Annotated in this window: 19 protein-coding genes; 12 read left to right on the top strand and 7 right to left on the bottom strand. The window is 65.8% G+C overall.

All coding sequences use genetic code 11. From position 1 onward, the window contains the following. The first annotated feature begins 46 nt into the window (after nucleotides 1-46). The 5 genes from WEG36_03050 (at nucleotide 47) to WEG36_03030 (ending at nucleotide 5,722) form a co-directional block, all read left to right on the top strand. Nucleotides 47-766 carry a phosphoadenylyl-sulfate reductase gene (locus WEG36_03050; protein ID MEX1256576.1) on the top strand — a complete coding sequence of 240 codons (720 nt, stop codon included), beginning with the start codon at nucleotides 47-49 and terminating at the stop codon, nucleotides 764-766. A 150-nt stretch (nucleotides 767-916) separates the two neighbouring features. Then, nucleotides 917-3,226 carry a nitrite/sulfite reductase gene (locus WEG36_03045; GenBank protein ID MEX1256575.1) on the top strand — a complete coding sequence of 770 codons (2,310 nt, stop codon included), beginning with the start codon at nucleotides 917-919 and terminating at the stop codon, nucleotides 3,224-3,226. Beyond that, nucleotides 3,223-3,822 carry a hypothetical protein gene (locus WEG36_03040; GenBank protein MEX1256574.1) on the top strand — a complete coding sequence of 200 codons (600 nt, stop codon included), beginning with the start codon at nucleotides 3,223-3,225 and terminating at the stop codon, nucleotides 3,820-3,822. The genes WEG36_03045 and WEG36_03040 overlap by 4 nt, the downstream gene beginning before the upstream one ends. A 59-nt stretch (nucleotides 3,823-3,881) precedes the next feature. Continuing rightward, nucleotides 3,882-5,048, top strand: coding sequence for a molybdopterin-synthase adenylyltransferase MoeB (gene moeB, locus WEG36_03035; GenBank protein MEX1256573.1), 1,167 nt, complete (start codon nucleotides 3,882-3,884; stop codon nucleotides 5,046-5,048). A gap of 155 nt (nucleotides 5,049-5,203) precedes the next feature. Then, a complete protein-coding gene (locus tag WEG36_03030; GenBank protein MEX1256572.1) occupies nucleotides 5,204-5,722 on the top strand; it encodes a hypothetical protein in 519 nt (172 codons plus the stop codon). A 65-nt stretch (nucleotides 5,723-5,787) separates the two neighbouring features. Here the strand turns inward: WEG36_03030 and WEG36_03025 are convergent, their stop codons facing one another. Continuing rightward, nucleotides 5,788-6,153: a YciI family protein gene (locus WEG36_03025; GenBank protein MEX1256571.1), complete on the bottom strand. Its 366-nt coding sequence runs from the start codon at nucleotides 6,151-6,153 to the stop codon at nucleotides 5,788-5,790. A gap of 206 nt (nucleotides 6,154-6,359) precedes the next feature. Here WEG36_03025 and WEG36_03020 point away from each other — a divergent pair, with 206 nt between their 5' ends. Both WEG36_03020 and WEG36_03015 read left to right on the top strand, forming a co-directional pair. Beyond that, nucleotides 6,360-6,788: a YciI family protein gene (locus WEG36_03020; GenBank protein MEX1256570.1), complete on the top strand. Its 429-nt coding sequence runs from the start codon at nucleotides 6,360-6,362 to the stop codon at nucleotides 6,786-6,788. Beyond that, entirely contained in the window at nucleotides 6,785-8,071 is a 1,287-nt protein-coding gene (locus WEG36_03015) for an RNA polymerase sigma factor (protein ID MEX1256569.1), read from the top strand. The genes WEG36_03020 and WEG36_03015 overlap by 4 nt, the downstream gene beginning before the upstream one ends. Nucleotides 8,072-8,209: 138 nt before the next feature. Here the strand turns inward: WEG36_03015 and WEG36_03010 are convergent, their stop codons facing one another. Together WEG36_03010 and WEG36_03005 are read right to left on the bottom strand one after the other, a co-directional pair. After that, the gene (locus tag WEG36_03010; GenBank protein ID MEX1256568.1) at nucleotides 8,210-10,900 is read right to left on the bottom strand and encodes an ABC transporter permease; all 2,691 of its coding nucleotides are present in this window, start codon (nucleotides 10,898-10,900) and stop codon (nucleotides 8,210-8,212) included. Nucleotides 10,901-10,925: 25 nt separating this feature from the next. Then, nucleotides 10,926-11,243, bottom strand: a complete 318-nt coding sequence (locus WEG36_03005; protein MEX1256567.1) for a PadR family transcriptional regulator — start codon at nucleotides 11,241-11,243, stop codon at nucleotides 10,926-10,928. A gap of 199 nt (nucleotides 11,244-11,442) precedes the next feature. Between WEG36_03005 and WEG36_03000 the strand changes: the two genes are divergently transcribed. Then, nucleotides 11,443-12,666 carry a cytochrome c peroxidase gene (locus tag WEG36_03000; protein ID MEX1256566.1) on the top strand — a complete coding sequence of 408 codons (1,224 nt, stop codon included), beginning with the start codon at nucleotides 11,443-11,445 and terminating at the stop codon, nucleotides 12,664-12,666. Nucleotides 12,667-12,693: 27 nt separating this feature from the next. On the opposite strand, the gene WEG36_02995 is transcribed toward WEG36_03000, so the two are convergent. Then, a complete protein-coding gene (locus WEG36_02995) occupies nucleotides 12,694-12,903 on the bottom strand; it encodes a hypothetical protein (GenBank protein ID MEX1256565.1) in 210 nt (69 codons plus the stop codon). A gap of 326 nt (nucleotides 12,904-13,229) precedes the next feature. Between WEG36_02995 and WEG36_02990 the strand changes: the two genes are divergently transcribed. Further along, nucleotides 13,230-14,246: a peptidyl-alpha-hydroxyglycine alpha-amidating lyase family protein gene (locus tag WEG36_02990; GenBank protein MEX1256564.1), complete on the top strand. Its 1,017-nt coding sequence runs from the start codon at nucleotides 13,230-13,232 to the stop codon at nucleotides 14,244-14,246. 20 nt (nucleotides 14,247-14,266) lie between these two features. Here WEG36_02990 and WEG36_02985 read toward each other — a convergent pair whose 3' ends face one another. Together WEG36_02985 and WEG36_02980 are read right to left on the bottom strand one after the other, a co-directional pair. Further along, nucleotides 14,267-14,611 (bottom strand): P-II family nitrogen regulator, encoded by a 345-nt coding sequence (locus tag WEG36_02985; protein ID MEX1256563.1) that lies wholly within the window; start codon nucleotides 14,609-14,611, stop codon nucleotides 14,267-14,269. 30 nt (nucleotides 14,612-14,641) lie between these two features. Next, the gene (locus WEG36_02980; GenBank protein MEX1256562.1) at nucleotides 14,642-15,874 is read right to left on the bottom strand and encodes an ammonium transporter; all 1,233 of its coding nucleotides are present in this window, start codon (nucleotides 15,872-15,874) and stop codon (nucleotides 14,642-14,644) included. 455 nt (nucleotides 15,875-16,329) lie between these two features. Here WEG36_02980 and WEG36_02975 point away from each other — a divergent pair, with 455 nt between their 5' ends. The 3 genes from WEG36_02975 (at nucleotide 16,330) to WEG36_02965 (ending at nucleotide 19,649) form a co-directional block, all read left to right on the top strand. Further along, complete coding sequence (locus WEG36_02975) at nucleotides 16,330-16,572, top strand: hypothetical protein (protein ID MEX1256561.1); 243 nt, start codon at nucleotides 16,330-16,332, stop codon at nucleotides 16,570-16,572. 240 nt (nucleotides 16,573-16,812) lie between these two features. Then, nucleotides 16,813-17,619 carry a carboxypeptidase-like regulatory domain-containing protein gene (locus tag WEG36_02970; GenBank protein MEX1256560.1) on the top strand — a complete coding sequence of 269 codons (807 nt, stop codon included), beginning with the start codon at nucleotides 16,813-16,815 and terminating at the stop codon, nucleotides 17,617-17,619. 689 nt (nucleotides 17,620-18,308) lie between these two features. Further along, entirely contained in the window at nucleotides 18,309-19,649 is a 1,341-nt protein-coding gene (locus WEG36_02965) for an MFS transporter (protein ID MEX1256559.1), read from the top strand. 46 nt (nucleotides 19,650-19,695) lie between these two features. Here the strand turns inward: WEG36_02965 and WEG36_02960 are convergent, their stop codons facing one another. Beyond that, on the bottom strand, nucleotides 19,696-19,842 hold the full coding sequence (locus tag WEG36_02960) for a phage holin family protein (GenBank protein ID MEX1256558.1): 147 nt from the start codon (nucleotides 19,840-19,842) through the stop codon (nucleotides 19,696-19,698). Nucleotides 19,843-19,849: the final 7 nt, after the last annotated feature.

The raw sequence follows: 19,849 nt of genomic DNA, 5'->3' as shown, positions 1-19,849 counted from the left end.
CTCTGATGAGGTCGGGGCCTTTTTCGTTGATAGGGAGATCGAAGGCATGAGCACAACGATTCGCGGAACGGTCGAGACCCATCCATTTTCCGTGGAAGAAGTGGCGGAGCTGAATCGCAGGTTCGAGGGCGCCGCCCCCGGGGAGATTCTCCAATGGGCGGCGGAGGCTTTCCCGCAGGGGCGGGTCGCCCTTTCGTCCACTTTCGGAGTCGGGGGGATGGTCCTCATCCACCTTCTCGCGGAAAAGGGGATCAGGCTTCCCGTCCTCTTCGTGGACACCCTCCACCACTTTCCCGAGACGCTCGAGCACGCCGAGCGGGTCGCGGAGCGGTATGGCCTCGATCTTCGCACCTATCGGGCCGCGCCTTCCCGGGACGCCTTCGAGGCGGAACACGGTCCCCGACTCTGGGCGGTGGACGTCGAGCGCTTCCACCAGCTCACGAAAGTGGAACCGATGCGGGAGGCGTTGGAGGGATTCGACGCCTGGATCACGGGGCGGCGCCGGGGCCAGTCCCCCACGCGGGCCGAGCTCCCGATCGTCGAACGCGCGAGCCGGATCAAGGTGAACCCCATCGCGGCGTGGTCGATCGACGACGTCTGGACTTACGTCCGGGTCCACGAAGTGCCCTATCATCCCCTTCACGACCAGGGGTACGCGAGCATCGGCGACGAGCCCCTCACGACTCCGGTCGCCGACGGGGAGCACGAACGCGCCGGCCGCTGGCGCGGAGGGGGCCGGTTGGAGTGCGGCCTCCACGGAATTTGAGCGAAAAATTCCCCCCCGGCGCCGTTTGCGGAGCCGGGACCCTCAAACGATACTTGCCTCATCGCCGCGGAGCCTCCGGCGGCTGCCATGGGCGGTCGCGCACGTTCCCGGAAGGTCCACTGAGATGATTCGCACTCCGAGCCCAACCCGATGATTGAACGAAAGCGTACTTGGAAAGAGGTCCTCGGCGACCGAATCCCTCCCCAGATGGGAGAAGAGATCGATCTCTACGAAGCGCAGATGGAGCTTCGCAAGCAGGGGAAGCTGGAGGAGAAGGTCTTCGCGGAGCTCCGGCTCCGCAGAGGCGCCTACGGCCAGCGTTACGACAACGGCCAGCGCTACGACGGAACGAAAACGCAAGAAATTCCCTTTCCCAGGCGGGGCCTCACGAAGGGCCCGGAGACCGAGTTCGACGCTCCCGGGATGCAGCGCATCAAGATTCCTTACGGGAGGATGAGTGCGGAGCAGCTGGAAGTTCTGGCCGAATGCGCGGAAGAGTACTCGAACGGCGTCCTCCACATCACGACTCGCCAGGACATCCAGCTGCACTTCATTGATATCGAGGACACTCCGGACATGAACCGCCGCCTCGCCGCGGTGGGAATCACGACGCGGGAAGCATGCGGCAACTCGGTCCGGAACGTGACCGGGTGCCCCCAGGCCGGAATCTGCACGGACGAGGTGTTCGACATCTCGCGCTACGCGAAGGCGGAGACCTGGTTCCTTCTCGGCCACCGCGACGTTCAGGACTTCGGGCGGAAGTTCAAGATCGCTTACTCCGGATGCGCCCACGAAGGGTGCGCCCGGGTGATGATGCACGACCTCGGGTTCATCGCGGCGGTGCGTCAGGGACCGGACGGCGAGGAGAGGGGCTTCAGAGTAGTGGTCGGGGGCGGACTCGGTCCCGTGCCCCACGTCGCGAAGGAGCTCTTCGACTTCATGCCGGAGGCGCGGATGCTTCCGGTCTCGCAGGCGATCGCGCGCGTCTATGCCCGCCTCGGGGAGAAGCGGAACCGCAACAAGGCGCGGATCAAGTTCCTCGTGGCGCAGCTCGGGATCGAGGAGTTCAAGCGCCTCGTCGAAGAGGAGCTGGCTACCCTCGAGCACGACCCGCGTTGGAACGAATGGCTCGACGAGGCCCAGCTACCTGTCATCGAAGGGCTTCCCGAACCGGCGACGGACGGGTCTGCCCGACCGGCGGAGGGCTTCGAGAACTGGGCCAAGACAAACGTCTATCGCCAGCGCCAGCAGGGGTTCGTCGGGGTCACGCTGAACCTTCCCCTCGGCGACATCACGGCGAGGCAGTCGCGGAAGCTGGCCGACATCATGAGGAAGTACGCGCCCGACGCGCTTCGCACGACGGTGGACCAGAACTTCTTCCTCCGCTGGGTGCACGAGCGGGACCTCGTGGCGGCCTACAACGACCTTCACGCCGCGAAGCTCGTCCTTCCGGGAGCGGCGACGATCGCGGACGTCACCTCCTGCCCGGGAACGGATACCTGCAAGCTCGGAGTCGCCAGCTCGCGTGGGCTCAGCGCGGAGCTCCGAAACCGGTTCGAGGACCGCGGACTCCAATACGATCCGCTTCTGAAGGACATCCATGTGAAGGTGAGCGGGTGCCCGAACTCGTGCGGGATGCACCACATCGCGGACATCGGTTTCTACGGATCGAGCCGAAACATCGGCTCCTACAAGGTCCCGCATTTCCAGCTCTTCCTGGGGGGTGCGCTCGACGACAACGCGGGGAGTTACGGGCTAGCAATGGGCGCGATTCCCTCGAAGCGGATCCCGGAGGCGGTGGACCGGCTCCTCGATCTCTACTCCGCGGAGCGCGAGGGGGCGGAGAAGTTCCGTGACTGGGTGATGCGGGTCGGGAAGAAGACGATCAAGGAGAAGATGAAGGACATGCTCGAGGTGCCGCCATACGAGGCCGATCCGAGCTTCTATGTGGACTGGCACGATGCCCGTGAATACACCATCGGCGACATCGGGGTGGGAGAGTGCGCGGGAGAGGTGGTCACGCTCACCCAGTTCTCCCTCGCCAATGCGGAGAGCCGGGTCTTCGACGCGTCGGTCCTTCTGGACGATCTTGCGAAGGGGGACGCCGGGTTCCAGGAGGCAGCCAGGCTTGCATATCTCGCGATGATCCAGGCGGCACAGGGGCTTCTCAAGGTGGACAATCCCGACGCGAAGGGGGATCCCGCGATCGTATTCCCCGCCTTTCAGCAGGAGTTCGTGGACACGGAGGTCTTCTTCGATCGATTCGTCGGGGCCAAGGAGTGGGGGTATCTCCAGGTGGCACACGAGGCGGGCGGAAAGGCGCGGGATCGCGACGAGGCTCGGCGGCGAGTCGAAGAGGCCCAGCTCTTCATCGAAGCGGCGCACGGCTGCTACTCGAGAATCCTCGAAGCACAGGCCGCCAAAGCCGCCGGAATCGGTGCGGGAGTGAAAGTCCCGTGACCGGATCGGAGACGGTGGACGGCTTCTTCAAGGTGTGCGTGAAGGTCTACGCGAACGAGCCGGAGGGGACCGACGACGCCGACCTCTTCGTGCCGATCTTTCACGAGTGGATCCGCGATCGGGTCTTCGATCTGGTCCTCTTCGACGTGGCGGATTACGCACATGCGCCGGACAGCCCAGGGATCGTGCTCGTGAGCCACGAGGCCCACTTCGCGATGGACCGGTCCGATGGACACTTCGGAATTCTGGCACAGAGGCGAGTGCGCTTCGACGGAAGCGCATCCGGGGCGATCGCCGCGACGATTCGTCAGGTGCTCGAATTCGCGGCGAAGCTCGAGCAGGATCCCCGCGTGGCGGGAAAGATCAAGTTCGACGCGACCAGGATTCGCCTGGAGTCGAACGACCGGCTCCGGCTGCCGAATGACGAGACCGGGTACCGCGACTTCGAGCCGCTCGTTCGCGATGCGCTTGCAGCGGCGTTTCCCGGGCGGCATGCGGTGGCGGTATCACGGGTTGCGAACGATCCGCGCGACCGGCTCGCTCTGGAGGTCCGCCTCGAGGGGTCATCGGACGTCCAGGAGCTCGTCGCCGCCTGATGAACGACCGCCCTTCCGCGGCGGATCGCACGCGTGACGAGGGCTCCACAGGCCAACCCATGGACACCCTTCCCGGGCTCATACCCGAAGAGATCCTCCGGTACTCCCGCCACCTCATCATGCCCGAGGTGGGGATGTCCGGTCAGCGCCGCCTCAAGGGAGCGAGCGTCCTCGTCGTCGGGGCAGGCGGGCTCGGTTCTCCGGTCGCGTTGTATCTCGCGGCCGCGGGCGTTGGCCGAATCGGGATCGTGGACTTCGACACCGTGGACGCGACAAACCTGCAGCGGCAGATCCTGCACGGGACGAAGGACGTCGGACGTTCGAAGCTCGACTCGGCCCGCGAACGCCTCGAAGATGTGAACCCGCACGTCGAAGTCGTGCCGCACGCGGTTCGGCTTACCAGTGACAACGCGATGGAAGTGATCGCCCCTTACGATGTCGTCGTGGACGGGACCGACAACTTCCCGACCCGATACCTCACGAGCGACGCCTGCGTCCTCCTCGGAAAGCCGAACGTCTACGGCTCCATCTTCCGTTTCGAGGGCCAGGTCTCCGTCTTCGACGCGAGCCGCGGCCCCTGTTACCGCTGTCTCTTCCGGGAGCCGCCGCCGCCCGGGATGGTGCCGAGTTGTGCGGAAGGGGGCGTCCTCGGCGTTCTTCCAGGGATCATCGGCTCCCTCCAGGCGCTCGAGGCCATCAAGCTGATCCTGGGGACGGGAGAGCCTCTAGTCGGACGCCTTCTTCTCCTTGACGCGCTGACGCTGCAGTGGCGGACGCTCAACGTCCGGAAGAATCCGGGCTGCCCCGCGTGCGGCGACGAGCCGACGATCACAGAGCTCATCGACTACCTCGAGTTCTGCGGCGTCCCGGGATACGAGGAGGCGACTCCAGAGGATGAGGGCGTTCCCCTGATCACCGCGAAGGAGCTGAGCGAGCGGCTGGTGCGCGGCGACCGGATCCGTCTCTTGGACGTGCGCCAGCCCCATGAGTGGGAGATCGTGAACCTCGGTCCTCAGGGCGCGGAACTCTTCCCGCTGGCTGACTTGATGGAGAGGGTCTCCGAGCTCGACACCGCCGAAGAGATCGTGTTGTATTGTCAGACCGGGGCACGGAGCGCAAAGGCTCTACGACAGCTCGAGGTGGCGGGATTTCGAAAGCTCGCGAACTTGCGCGGCGGGATCCGGGCCTGGCACACGGATGTGGATCCGGACATCCCGATCTACTGACGGATTCGCGCCACCGTCCAAAGTGGATGGTCCAACTTGCGATTCCAGCCGGTAAGGGATACTTGAAGAGGGGAGTTGCCGCACCGACGCAGGCCGGACGGTGTGATCGCGAGTCCGTGAGCGCCTGAGGGCGAACCCGTTTGGGGGAGGACTTCATGAGTGCTTACGATCGTGCAGTTCACGGAGCCGAGGCGGGAGCCATCGCCGCCGTCGCCCTCGAACTCTCGTTCTTCCTACTGGATGCGGTGCGCTTCACGCCGCTCGCCACCCCGCTCGCCCTCTCGGGAGCGGTCTCCCCGACCGATGAAGGACTCGCCCCAGGGGCGATCTTCCAGGACCTCGCGAGTGTATCCGGCGCGCTCGCCTTTCTGTATGCGGCTTACCAAGTCCTCGTCCTCACGGCGGTGCACCTGATCGCCTTCGGCTCGGTCGGCGCGCTCGCCGCCCTACTCTTCGACTGGTCCGAGCCCCTCGACGCGGGGCGCCTCGTGACGGTCGCGCTCATGTGTACCGTCGCATTCGGGCTCAGCGTCGCGGTGTCCAGCTCGATGATTGCACTGGGGTCGGTCGGATGGGTGCTCGTGATCGGGATGAACCTCCTGGCGGCGCTGATCCTGGTTGGCTGTCTCCGATTGGTGTCGGCGCCCGAAGCGGTCGCGGAATCGGCGCACTGAGCGGGGACTGGGCGATCGGTGCGGGCCTTCCAGTTTCCCTCGGGATTCCTGCATGCGCCCCCGCATCAGTCTTCGCCATCCTCCAGGGGACGCAGCTCGCATTCGCCCTCGAACTCGGGCCAGTGCGTCCGGTGCAACTCCATGAACCTGGTGGCCAGTTCCACAGCCTCCTCGCGCGTCTCCAGTTCACAGAGGGCGTAGCCCCCCACGACCTCCTTCGCCTCGGCGAAGGGGCCGTCCACGACTTGGATCTTCCCGCCGGCGAGCCGCACCCGCGTGGCCTGGGTCAGGGGCTTGAGCCCGGCGCCGTCGAGGAAGGCCCCCTTCTTCGCGTACTCCTCGACGAACTTCCCCATGGCTTCATAGAGGGCCGGCGGCACCTGCTGGCCTTCGTAATCCTTCGGGTGCTTGATCAAGGTCATGAATCGCATGGTTCACTCCTGTGGCTTGTGGTCGTGCGCGGTTCTAGGGCCGCGCGTCCTCTTCTCTTGTCCTCCAATGACTCGACGATCGAGGCGCTCCGGGATCGACGCCTCGGGGTATGTCGATTTCCGGGTCCCGTGTTCGACGTAGAGATAGCGGGGGCCATCCCACGAGGGGAGGCGACCGCGGTTCCCGATGAAAAGAGAGTTCAACGATGCGCGTCATGGTGATCGTAAAGGCCAGCGAGGAGTCGGAAGGGGGCGTCATGCCTGAGACGGAGCTTTTCGCGGCGATGGGGAAGTACAACGAGGAGCTGGTGAAGGCCGGATTGATGCTCGCGGGAGAAGGGCTCGGCCCGAGCTCCCAGGGGAAGCGCGTCCGGTTCGACGGCAAGCGTAGGACCGTGATCGACGGACCCTTCGCCGAGACGAAGGAGCTCATCGCGGGCTACTGGCTCTGGCAGGTGAAGTCCATGGACGAAGCCGTCGAGTGGCTGAAGCGGGCGCCCTTCGATGGCGGAGCCGAAGTGGAGATTCGCAGGATCTTCGAGGCCGGGGACTTCGGCGACGAGTTCACGCCGGAGCTCCGGGCGCAGGAGGAGGGGCTTCGCGAAGAAATCGCCCGCAAAGCGAAGAAGGCATGAGCGACCCCGCGGCCCAGGGGGCGGTCCACGGCGCCATCGATGCCGTCTGGCGGATCGAATCCGCCAGGCTGATCGCCCGCCTCGCCCGAATGGTGGGCGACGTGGGCCTCGCGGAGGATCTCGCGCAGGACGCGTTGGTCGTGGCGCTGGAGCGGTGGCCGGAGTCGGGCGTCCCGGACAACCCGGGCGCCTGGCTCATGGCCGCCGCCAAGCGCCGGGCGATCGACCATTTGCGTCGCGATCGGATGCTGGACCGCAGGCACCTGGAGATCGCTCGCGGAAGCCGTGAGGACCGCGCGGACCCCGAGGCGGAGATCCTGGCCGCATTGGTCGATCCGGTCGGAGATGAGCTCCTCGGCCTCATTTTCACCACCTGTCACCCGGTTCTCGCCACGGAGGCGCGGGTCGCGCTCACCCTTCGTCTCCTGAGCGGGCTCACCACGGAGGAGATCGCTCGCGCGTTCCTCACGTCGACATCGACGATCCAGCAGCGGATCGTCCGAGCGAAGCGCACCCTTCGGGAAGCCCGCATTCCGATCGAGCCCCCTCCGGCGACGGACCTTCCGGCCCGGCTCCAGTCCGTGCTCGAGGTCGTCTATCTCGTCTTCAACGAAGGGTACTCGGCGACGGCCGGCGCCGACTGGCTGCGCCCCGCACTCTGCGAGGACGCGCTCCGGCTGGGCCGGATTCTCGCGGGTCTCATGGAAAACGAGGCCGAGGTTCATGGACTCGTGGCCCTCATGGAAATCCAGGCCTCCCGCCTTCGCGCGCGCACGGGTCCCGGGGGAGAACCGATCCTCCTGAACGACCAGGACAGGTCTCGTTGGGACTGGGTGCTCGTTCAACGAGGCCTCGCCGCGCTCGACCGCGCGGTCTCCCGGGGTGGTCTCGGACCATTCGCGCTCCAGGCGGCGATCGCCGCCTGCCACGCTCGGGCCCGAACTCCCGAGGAGACCGACTGGACTCGAATCACCGCACTCTACGACGCGCTCGCCCAGCTTACCCCTTCGCCCGTCGTGGAGTTGAACCGGGCCGTCGCTTATTCCATGGCCTTCGGGCCCGCGGCCGGACTTGAGATCGCGGACCCGCTCCTCGGGGAACCGATGCTCGCGGGCTATCACCTTCTTCCCGCGGTGCGAGCGGACATTCTCGCGAAGCTGGGACGGTTCGCCGAAGCCAAGACGGAGTTGGAGCGTGCGGCCGCGATGACCGAGAACGCGAAGGAGCGGGGTCTGCTTCTCGGGAGGGCGGCGGGGATGGAGAAGCGGATGGCGGGGGCGTAGGCGGCTCCCCGCGCCCGCGGTCTCCCGTCGATTGACGCCCGCTCTCCTCGTCATTCCGGTGCAGGAACCGAGGATCTCGCTCACCACCGGACCGGGGCTCCATCACGGAAAGGCCCGACGGGCGTGTGGGGAAGCGGCTTAGTCGGCGCGGAGGGCGGTGCTCGGGTTCGCGCCGGAGGCTCTGAGCGCGGGGATGAGGCTTGCGAGGCCCGCGGCGGCGAGAACGGACACTACGACGACGACGTACGTCGCCGGATCGGTCGGTGCCACCCCGTAGACCAGGGTTCCGAGGAGCCGCGAGGCGGCAAGCGCCCCGAGGATCCCGATCAGGACGCCCACACCGGCCAGCTTCAGTCCTTCCGCCACGATTCCCCGAACGAGTCCGCCGCGCGCCGCGCCGAGGGCCATTCGGATTCCCACCTCCGGGGTGCGTTGCGCCACGGTATAGCTGAGCACGCCGTGCACCCCGATGAGCGCGAGGAGCAGGGCGACCCCGGCGAAGAGAGCGATCAGCACGGCCGTGAAACGGGGACTCGAGATGCTCTCCGACACCGCGTCGCCGAGGAGCCCTTCGCCGAAGAGGGGGACGCCGGGATCCATCTCTCCAATCGCGCTTCGAATCGTCGGCATCAGAGCGAGAGGGTCGCCGGAGCCGCGGACGATCAGCGTCGCCTGGCCCCTCGCCCCCTGCGCGAGGGGGATGTACGCCGCGGGGCCCGACGCGAGCTCCAGCCCCAGGAATCGCTCGTCGCCGATGACGCCGATGACTTGGCGGGTGATTCCCCACCAGCTGAGTTCCTGGCCCACGGGGTCGGCCGCCCCGAAGTACGCCTCGGCGGCCGCCCGATTGATCATCGCGACCGATGGGGAGGCGGCCACGTCGCCTTCGGTTACCGGACGGCCGCTCAAGAGCGGCACCCCAAGCGTCTCGATGTATCCCGGAGACACGAAGCGAATTCGAATCTCGGGATAACTTCCGAACTCCGCCTCCCTCCCGACGATCGTGAAGGAATTCGTGAAGCCGGGGTCGAGCGGGTGATTCGCGGAGATCGTGGCCGATTCCACCCCGGGGAGGGCGCGCAAGCGCTCGAGGAGCGCCGCGTGAAAGCCATTGGTCTGCGGGATGTCCGGCCATCCCGGCCCCGTCGCTGTCGAATATTTGCTTTCCGGCAGCTGATACTCTGCCGTGAGGATGCCGGCTGCGTCGAATCCGGGATCCACGGAGCGAAGCTGCCAGAAGCTCCGGAGAAGTACGCCAGCGCCGATGACGAGCGTCACGGCGAGCGCGACCTGGGTCACCATGAGGGCGGATCGAAAGCCGCGAGCCCGGCGTCCCTCGGTGGTCCGCCGTCCGGGTCGCTCGGTGAGACTCTCGTGGAGGTCGAGAGTCCTCGCGTGCCATACCGGGATCATCCCGAAGACGAGTGCGACCCCGACGCCGACCAGCGCGACCGCGGCGAGGACCCCGGCATCGAGACCGGTCTCCTGGAGGCGGGGGATCTCGGTAGGGGCGATGGCGAGGAGCCCCTCGAGGCCCGCGAAAGCGAGCGCCACGCCGAGGAGCGTTCCGAGTCCCGCGAGCACGGCGGCCTCGACCCCGAACTGCCGGCCGAGCTGGCCGGCGCTCGCCCCGAGGGCGCGGCGCACCGAAACCTCTCGGCCGCGGGTCACGCTTCGGGCGAGGAGGAGGTTCGCCACGTTGGCACAGGCGATGAGGAGGACGACGAATACCGCGCCGAGGAGGACGACGAGGGCGGCGCGGACCGGACCGAACACGACTTCGGAGTAAGCCTCGAGGTTGACGCTCCGATTGGCGTTTTCCGGATACGCCTCTTCGAGGGCGGCGGCGATCCGGCCGAGCTCCTCCTGGGCCGCCTCGATTCCGATCCCAGGGGCAAGTCGCGCCAGAGTCAGGAAGGGATGCGTGGCGCGAGGATAGGCGTCGGCGGAGGGGAGGAGGGGGAGCCAAATCGCGACATTCCCTCCGGCGAAGTCCGCGGAGTAGTCAGCGCGGGAGTGAACCTGGCGGATCCCCAGGTCCGCTTCTCGCGGCAGGACGCCGATCACCTGCACGGTGTTGTCGTTGATCGTAAGGCTCCGGCCGACGACGCCCGGGTCCGAGTCGAATTCAGCCCTCCAATATTCCTCCCCGAGCAGGGCGACTGTCGGCGTCCCGCCCGGCGCGTCCCCTTCGCGAAGGGTCCTGCCGGCGATCGTCTCCACTCGCAGCGTTTCGAGAAGTCCGGGAGTCACAGCGAGACCGGTTACGCGGCGGACTTCCCCCGAGCGCGTAACACTGGTGGGGAAACCTCTGAACGCACCGATGCTGGAGAGGGTACGGCTTTCCCGCGAAAAGTCCTCGACGTCCGGCCAGGAGGCCGGCTCGTGCCGGGTCCCGCTGGCGCTGTCCGTCTCCCAGACCATGACGAGGCGTTCGGGGTCGGGGAAGGGCGAGGGCCTGAGGAGAACGGAGCTCACCACGCTGAAAATCGCCGTGTTCGCACCGATTCCGAGCGCGAGCGTCCCGACGGCGGCGATTGTGAAGACCGGGCTCCGCCGGAGCAGCCGGAGCGAAACCCGTGCGTCACGAACGAGGTCGTCGAGCGGAGCGAGTCCGCGTGCCCGCCTGGTCTCCTCCCGAAAACGTTCCACACCACCGAAGCTGAGCTTCGCCCGGCGTCGCGCCTCGGCGACCGTGAGGCCCTGGCGAATTCCCTTCTCGATTTCCATCTCCAGATGGAATTGGAGCTCATCCTCGAGGTCGCGTTCGATGGCACGCCTCGAGAAAAGCGCCCGGAGGCGAAGCCCGATTCCTTGCCAGCGGCTCATGTCGGGGCTCCTTCCGCGAAGGCGTTCATCCGGCCGCCAGGATCAGATCGACTCCCTGCGAGAATCGCCGCCATGCCCGCTCTTCCATCTCCAGCTGGCGGCGACCGACCACGGTGAGACGGTAGAATTTGGCTCGCCGATTGTTCTCGGATGTTCCCCATTCCGCGCGAATCCAACCCCGATGCTCCAGCCGGTGAAGCGCCGGGTAGAGCGAGCCCTGGTTCACGCGGAGCGCGTCTTCCGAGATTTGCTGGATTCGCTGCGACACGCCCCAGCCGTGCATGGGGCCGAGGCTCAGCGACTTGAGGATCAACATGTCCAGGGTTCCCTGGAGGACATCCATTTGCGACTGGGTCAAAGCGATCTCCCTTTCCTAGATGTTCGACAGGAGCCACGATGGGAGTACTCCTGTCGAATGTCAAGGGGAAAGTCCGAGGCCGTGCGGCATTTCGCGGCCTGGGCCTCCCTCGGCGGCGCACCCCCGAGTAACTTTCCTCGGTCGGCCGAGAGTCGGCCGACCCGGTCCCCTGCGAGAGCGGTCGATGAAGCGAGACCTCGCCATCCCAGTGGTCGTTCTGACCGCCCTTCTTGGCAGCACCGGTATGTTCGCGGTGCTCGACGCCGCTCCGGCCGGGAGCCTGGCCGCGTCCGTTGGAGACGCGCAGGCGATCACCCCCGAAGAGCTCGGGCGCCTCCTCTTCTGGGATCCGATCCTCTCCGGCCCGATGGACGTGGCGTGCGCGACCTGTCACCACCCCGACTTCGCGTACGCGGATGGCCGGGCCCTTTCCCTCGGCATCGGAGCCGTGGGCCTGGGCCCCGACCGGCGATTTGTGGCCGGCGGCGATGAGTCGCTCGCCGCACGAAACTCACAGACGGTTCTGAACACCGCCTTTAATGGCGTGAGCGGAACCCGGGGCGCCTCCGTCGTGAATGCCGGTGTGCTCCAGGACGCGGCGCGGGACTACGAGGTGGTCCGGGCGCCAATGTTCTGGGACAACCGGACCTCGGGTCTCGAGTTGCAGGCGCTCGAGCCGCTCAAGGTGCGCGAGGAGATGCGGGGAGACGCTTTTCCCGAGGAAGTGGCGGTCGACTCCATCGTCGCGCGACTCCGCGCGATCCCGGAGTACGTCGAGTTGTTCGCGGGAGCCTTCGGCGGGGACGCCGACATCACCGCCGAGCGGCTGGCCGAAGCGATGGCCGCCTTCCAACGAAGTCTCGTCGCCGTGAACTCGCCCTTCGATCGTTATCAGGCGGGGGAGCGCGATGCGATGACTCCCGAGCAGGTCCGCGGTATGTGGGCCTTCGATGCCGCGAGCTGCAATTTCTGTCACAACGGTCCACTTCTCTCGGACTTCCGGCTCCATGCCGAGGGAGTGCCGGAGCATCCCCTGGTCCCGACTCCGGACGAAGGGGCTGGGTATTTTCGGTTCCGAACTCCATCGCTGCGCAACGTCGCGCTGACCTCGCCTTACATGCACAACGGGACGATCGAAACGCTCGAAGATGTGCTTCGCTTCTACGATCGGCGTAGCTCCGAGAATCCTCACGTCTCCGACCAGCCGCGCCGCCCAACCGACATCGTGAGCGGCGCCCCGTCCGCCTCGCTCGACTGGGACCTCCGGTTCCTGAACGACTTCACCGAGGCGGACATCCGGGACATGCTCGCCTTCTTCGACGCCCTGACCGACACGGAGTTCGATCGAACCGTTCCCGACCGGGTGCCGAGTGGACTTCCGCCAGGAGGGTCGCTCCAAGCTCCTTGAGGTGCAGCCGAAGCGACACGCGTTGCGTTACCAGACGGGCGGGATAAGGCCGTGGCGGGCCAGGAGGATGACGAGAGCGAGTCCGCTGAGCGTGATCGCGGTGTAGTGCAGCCTGGATGAAATTCGCCAACGGCCTCGCCAAGTGCGGGTGAAGCGGTGGGTGACCGTCCCGCGATCGTTCACGCGGAACGCGAGGTAGTCGTCTCCGTCGGTTTCGCGGAAGCGGACCGGGGCCACCTGACCAATCCGCGGGTTTCCCCGCCCTCGTCCCGAACCTCAGAGGGAGTCGCGCTTTAATTCTCGCGACGCGCGGGCGAGGGCGAGGACGGGCGTGTGCGAGGCGGCGGACGAGGGGGCGCCACCGGGCGCTTCGTGGGATTCTCTCTTTTCGAGGGCCCCGGTTGCCGCCCTCCCGGCTTACGACGTCCTCTGCTCATGAATCGCTCCCTTGCGGCTGCACTTCGAATTCAAAACTGGACCGCCTCCAAGGACTGAACCGCTCGGTTGTGGAAGGTCGATTCGGAACGTACCGTCCTACCATGAACCCGTCACCGGAGGTGTCCATGTTGCGAACCATGCGGGCGGGAGTCGTGATGACCGCCGTCGGCCTCTCGCTGGCTGCGGGCGTCGCGCCGGCCCACGCCCAGAACAGCTTCCCCAACCCCTATCGGACCGTCCCCGACGTTTGGGCCGCCCTCCCGGACGGGCGATCCTGGGGCGCCACGAGCGCCGTGGCCGTCTCCCCCGACGGTGAGACGATCTGGGCGGTGGACCGCTGCGGGGCCAACGCCTGCCCTGCCGAGTTCACCGCGCACATCGTCTTCCAGTTCGACAAGGAGGGCCGGATCCTTCGACAGTGGGGCGGCGGAATGATCGAGTGGCCGCACGGGATCGACGTCGACCAACAGGGAAATGTCTGGATCGCGGATGCCCGAGGAGCGAACGGCCGCGGCCATCAGGTCATCAAATTCAGTCCGGACGGCGAGGTCCTCCTGCGCCTGGGAACGGCCGGTGTCGCCGGCCGCACGGAGACCACGCTCGACCAGCCGAACGACGTCCTGGTCGCCCCGAACGGCAACATCTTCGTCGCGGACGGTCACCCCTCGAGCGGCAACAATCGCATCGTGAAGTACGCGCCGGACGGCACCTATCTGATGGAATGGGGCGAGACGGGGGCCGAGGAGGGACAGTTTCGCACCCCGCACGCCCTCGCCATGGACGACGAGGGGCTGCTCTATGTGGGGGATCGGAGCAATCGCCGGGTCCAGGTCTTCGACCAGGACGGCAATTTCATCCGGGACTATCTCCACCTCGGACGCGCCAGCGGTCTCGCGATCTGGAACGGCCGCCTATACGTGGCCGACTCCGAGTCCGACTCGGAGAGCAACCCCGGCTTCAAGCGAGGCATCCGGGTGATGGACATCGCCACCTCGCAGGTTCTCGAGTTCATCCCCGATCCCGAGCTCAATCAGGACGAAGCGGGCACGACCGCCGCCGAAGGGGTCGCGGTCGACAACGAGGGGAACGTCTACGGAGCGGAGGTCGGCCCTCGCGCCCTGAGGAAACACGTCAGGCCGTAACGACGGATGAGGAGGGCGATTCAGATCGCCCCGCCTCCCCGTTCCCCATCCGAGATCCGGACGCAGAGGAGCAACTCGGTGACGAAGATCTTCCCGTCCCCGATCGAGCCGGCTTCGGTCGTCCTCGCCGCTCGCTGGACGGTATCGATTGTGATCTCCATGAACTCGTCGTTGACGGCGATGTCCAGCCTCACTCGCGGGGTCAGGTTTGGCACGGTCTCCTGCCCTCGGTAGAGGCCGGCCTCGACGGCGCGTCCGTGGCCGGTGCAGCGGCTCACCGTGATCCGGCTGATTCCGGCGGCAACGAGCGCCTCGCGGACCTCATCCAGCCGCTCGCCGCGGATGATGGCGGTGATCATTTTCATAGGTCGGCTCTCCCGGGGCGGCGCCCCGGACTAGTTGAGGTTCATCAGACCGTAGCCGGTCTCTCCATGGACCACGTGGTCGAGGCCGGCTTTCTCCTCACGGTCACTGAGACGGAACCCGACCGTCTTCTCGACCAACAGACAGATCAGGAGCGTGCCGACGGTGGCGAGGACGATCGTCGTGGCCACACCGATGATCTGGGTCACGAGCTGACCGGTGACGGTCCAGTCGGTGCCGGCTGCGGCCCGCCACTCCGATCGGATGAAGAAGACCAAGAGGAGGACGCCGAGGCCACTTCCGACTCCATGGATGCCGAAGCAGTCCAGGCTGTCGTCATACCCGAGCCGGGCCTTCGCCTTGAGTGCCAGGTAACACGCGCCGGAGGAGATCGCGCCAAGGACGAGCGCCCCGGCCGGGTGCACGACTCCTGCCGCCGGTGTGATCGCGACGAGACCGGCCAGGATCCCAGAGACGAAACCGAGGGCGGTCGCCCGCCGAAACTCGAGGGCCTCGATGATCAGCCAGGTGAGAGCGCCGGAGGCCGCGGAAATCTGCGTCATCGTGAGCGCGCGCGCCGTATCCATTCCGCTCTGCACCGTCGATCCGGCGTTGAATCCGAACCAACCCACCCAGAGAAGCCCCGCCCCCATCATGGTCATGACGAGATTGTTGGGGAGCATGGCGGTGTCGGGGTACCCTTTGCGGCGTCCCAGGAAAAGGGCCGCAGCGAGCGCGCTGAAGCCCGCTGATACGTGGATCACGGTACCCCCCGCCAGATCGATGAGGCCGCGTTCGAGGAGCCACCCCCCAGGTCCCCATACCCAGTGGCAGAGGGGAGCATAGACGAAGAGGAACCAGAGGACGATGAAGAGGGAGTAGCCGCGCAGATACACCCGCTCGGCGATGGCACCACTGATGAGCGCGGGAGTGATGATCGCAAATTTTCCCTGGAACATCGCGAGCACGTACTCCGGCACCCCATTCGTGACCGTCGTATCGATCCCCATCAGGAGGAAGTAGTCGGAATTCCACCCGATGACCCCGCCGAGAATGCCTTCCCCGAAGGTGAGGGCGTACCCGACGACCGGCCAGAGCACCCCGATGATGGCGAGGGGCACGAAGGAGTGCATCATCGTCCCGAGGACGTTCTTGGTGCGAACCAGCCCACCATAGAACATGGCCAACCCCGGAATCATCAGGAGGACGAGTGCAGTGGAGACCAGCATCCACGCCGTCGTACCGGCATCGACCTCCCCATTCATCTGGCCGAGGAGAGGGGGTGCGACGCCCAAGGTCCAGGCCGCCGCGAGACAGGAAACGAGGGCTCTCCGTTGCACGGGCGTCTTCCTCTCCGGTTAGGAGACCGAGATGGACTGAGGCTCGAAAGGATCCGGATCAGGACCAGGAAACTCAAAACCCGTCCCGGAAACGGGAGCGAAGATACGGTGGGGGTCCGGAGAGGTCCAGCAGGCGCCGGAATTGGGCGGGTGCGGGAGGTCGAGTGCGAGGAAGCGCTCGGCACTCGAGTGGATTGAGCGGGTGGGTCGCGCACATCTTCCAGCGTGAAACGCGTCCGCGCCTTTCTTGCGCTTCCGGCCCGCCCTAGATTCGTCCCCGAAAATCGAACGGGAGGGCGTGAAGAGGCTGACCCGCGCCCTCGCCTCCTCCGGGCGACCGAGTAGCCCCGACCTTTTCCCACGCCCAACGCAGGCGCCCGATGCCCGAAAGCACCCCTTCGTTCTTTCAACGCTTCGCGAATGTCCGCCGTGAGGAGGTTCCTTCCATCATCGCGGCCGGTCTCTTTTTCTTTTGCGTGCTCACCGCACTTCAGGTGATCCGGCCAGCGCGAGATGCGCTGGGGATGCAGCGAGGGATCGAGGAAATCCGCTGGCTCTTTCAGGGAACGCTCATCGTCACTCTTTTCGTGAATCCGGTTTTCAGCTTCCTAGCAGGTCGCTGAAAAAGTCCTGATCCGGCGGTGCCGGATGGAGGGCCGGGAAGGTAAATTTGGAGGTCCTTTCTCGTGGCCTTCATCGTGGATCATCCGCTTCGTGCGGTGAAGGCGCGGGCGGACGAGGTGCTCGGCTCGATGCGGCGGGATTTCGATCGGGCGTCCGCGCGGATGGGACGGCCAGAGTTACATTCAACAGGCACGTTCAAGTCTAATCGTGCGCCGCGGAATCCCCCACGAGGATATATCATGCGCGGACACTTGGCCCTCGTTGGTCTCGCTCTGATGGGCTCCCTCGTCCCGAGGGTGTCCTATTCCCAAGACAGTCAGATGGTCCGCGGTACAGTCTTGGACGATGCGACGGGTGAACCCGTGCCCGCAGCTCAGATCGTCCTCCGGCAGTCACGGGGCGGAGCCGTCGGCACCGCGTTCGCGGATTCGCTCGGGACATTCGAGTTTCAGGTGGCAGAGCCGGGCGATTACTTTCTTCGCGTCTCCAGAATCGGCTACCCGGCCACGGATTCCCCACCTTTCGATCTACGGCCCTCTGAAACCATTGAGGTCACGTTTCGAATCAGTGCCGAAGCCGTATTGCTTGCCCCACTGTCGGTCGATTTTCGTTCGCGCAGCCGGCTCGGACGGGACGAGTTTGCGAATCGGTGCGCGCAGTACGATGGGACGTGCTTCGATCCGGTCCACATAGCCCTTCTCGAGCCTATAGAAACAACGGACGTCTTTAGGACCGTCCCCGGACTGATTGTTGTGCCCGGCGATCCAATGCGGGGAATCATGGGAGGCCCCACGCAAGTGCACCGAATTGGTTCAGGGTGCCTTGCGATCTTCTTGGACTTCAATCCGATTCCGATCGCGTTCTCCAGAGGTCGAACCCTCATGACTCCGGGCGTTCAGGGATTTGGTAGCGCCGGTGGAGTTCGGACGATTATGGACGGCCTCTCCCTGGACATGGCGCTTCCCGTGAGGGCTGTGCGCGCCATCGAGGTCTACCGTGACTACGACGAGCTCCCGCAGGACTTGCTGGACGGTCCGCGTGGCTAGGCCATGCGACCACCGAACTTTCTTGGGCGGTGTAGCGCGGCAATCATCTGGACGACCAACGCATGGTAAGAAGGTCACATGGATAGGACTAGTGGAGTCGTACGGCCAAGCGATAGGCCCACCAAGAAACTCCGCTAGGACAGGAACGAGATCGCGCATCGTGGAATGCGTGAAGCGACGCCCCATGCCGAGCGCACTCTGATCCCTGCCGAACGCTCGAGCGACGAGAATGACCGCGAGGCAGTGGGGCGTGATCGAGGGGTGGAAGAGGGGATGGCTAAGCTCTACCCAGAGCGACGTCGGGCCATGGCTCGGAACGCGGCGAGGACTCGCTGGAGAGCAGCGGGTATTCGGGAGCAGCTCCTCGAGGGATCCGCAGGCTCACGCGTCATGAAGTTGATTCTCCGACATTCCATCGTTCGCTCGCTGCCGCGACCAAGCGGGCCCGGAATTGGGCGGGTGCGGGGCGTCGAGTGCGAGGAAGCGCTCGGCACTCGAGTGGATTGAGCGGGCGGGTCGCGCACATCTTCCAGCGTGAAACGCGTCCGCGCCTTTCTTGCGCTTCCGGCCCGCCCTAGATTCGTCCCCGAAAATCGAACGGGAGGGCGTGAAGAGGCTGACCCGCGCCCTCGCCTCCTCCGGGCGACCGAGTAGCCCCGACCTTTTCCCACGCCCAACGCAGGCGCCCGATGCCCGAAAGCACCCCTTCGTTCTTTCAACGCTTCGCGAATGTCCGCCGTGAGGAGGTTCCTTCCATCATCGCGGCCGGTCTCTTTTTCTTTTGCGTGCTCACCGCACTTCAGGTGATCCGGCCAGCGCGAGATGCGCTGGGGATGCAGCGAGGGATCGAGGAAATCCGCTGGCTCTTTCAGGGAACGCTCATCGTCACTCTTTTCGTGAATCCGGTTTTCAGCTTCCTAGTGAGCCGGTTCCGCCGGATGGCCTTCATTGCCGCAACGTACATCTTCTTCTCCGCGAGCCTCGTTGTCTTTTACGCGATTCTCGTGGGTGCGCCCGAGGCGATCGGGGAGAGGACTGGACAGGTCTTTTATGTCTGGTTCAGTGTCTTCAACCTCTTCGCGACGGCCGTCTTCTGGGCGCTGATGGCGGACCGGTTTTCTCTCGAGCAGAGCAAGCGCTTTTTTGCGGTGATCGCGGTGGGCGGGACGCTAGGCGCGATTTTCGGACCCTGGCTCGCGGGCCGTCTGGCTGAGCCGCTCGGGACGCCGAGCCTCCTCCTCATCTCCGCCGGATTCCTCCTCGCCGCGCTCTCTCAAGCCTTCGTCGTGGCCAAGCTCCAGCCCGTCTCTGGGAGCCAGGTCGCCGCCGCGTCGCCTGGGGCGCCGCCTTCGAGGCCCGAGGGGACGGTGATCGGAGGAAGCGCATGGGAAGGGTTCCGGGCCGTCTTCCAGTCGAAGTATCTGTTCGGGATCGCGGTCTTCGCCCTGCTCGCTTCCGTCATGGCGACCTTTATCTATTTCACGCGCCTCCGGATGGTCGAGGCACTGACCACGGACGTGGATGAACAGACGACGATTTTCGCGAATATCGACACCATCGCGCAGACGGCGACGCTCGTCGCGCAGGTGCTCATTACGGGCCACCTGATGAAGAGGCTGGGCGTCGCGATCACGCTCGCGGTCCTTCCGGCGGTTGCCCTTTTTGGCTTCGTCGGTCTCGCCGTATTCGGTTCGCTCGCGGCGCTCATCGCTTTCGACTCGAGCTTCCGAGCGGCTCAGCGCGGGATCATGCGGCCGGCTCGCGAAACGCTGTTCACCATCGTGAGCCGAGAGGACAAGTACAAATCGAAAGCCTTTATCGACACGGCGGTCTATCGGGGCGGGGACTCGGTGACGGCCTGGCTGGATGGCGTGATCGTCCGCGCTGGAATGGGTTTCTCGGCGCTCGCCTCGGTGGCGGTGCCCCTCGCGGTCGTCGGTATGGGGCTAGGCGTTTGGCTGGGGCGGGAGCAGAGTCGCCAGGCCACCGGGTCGGCCGAAGGGGAGGCGCCCGCGACCGCGGGCGCCTGAGGGCTGACGTCGATTTAAGGCCTGAGGTGCCGCGGTCCCGCGCCCCTCAGCCCGCCTTGTCGTCCGGGAGGATGACGGAAAAGAGAAGGCTGACGAGGGAGATGATGAGGCTCCCGAGGATCGCCGCTCCGAATCCGCTGACGGAGAGCGCGTCCACGATCGCGGCGGTGAGCATGAGCATCAGGGCGTTGATGACGATG

This window comes from Gemmatimonadota bacterium, assembly GCA_040882465.1.
GTDB lineage: Bacteria > Gemmatimonadota > Gemmatimonadetes > Longimicrobiales > Gaopeijiaceae > JBBEBG01.
This window is presented reverse-complemented; position numbering and strand designations above follow the sequence as displayed.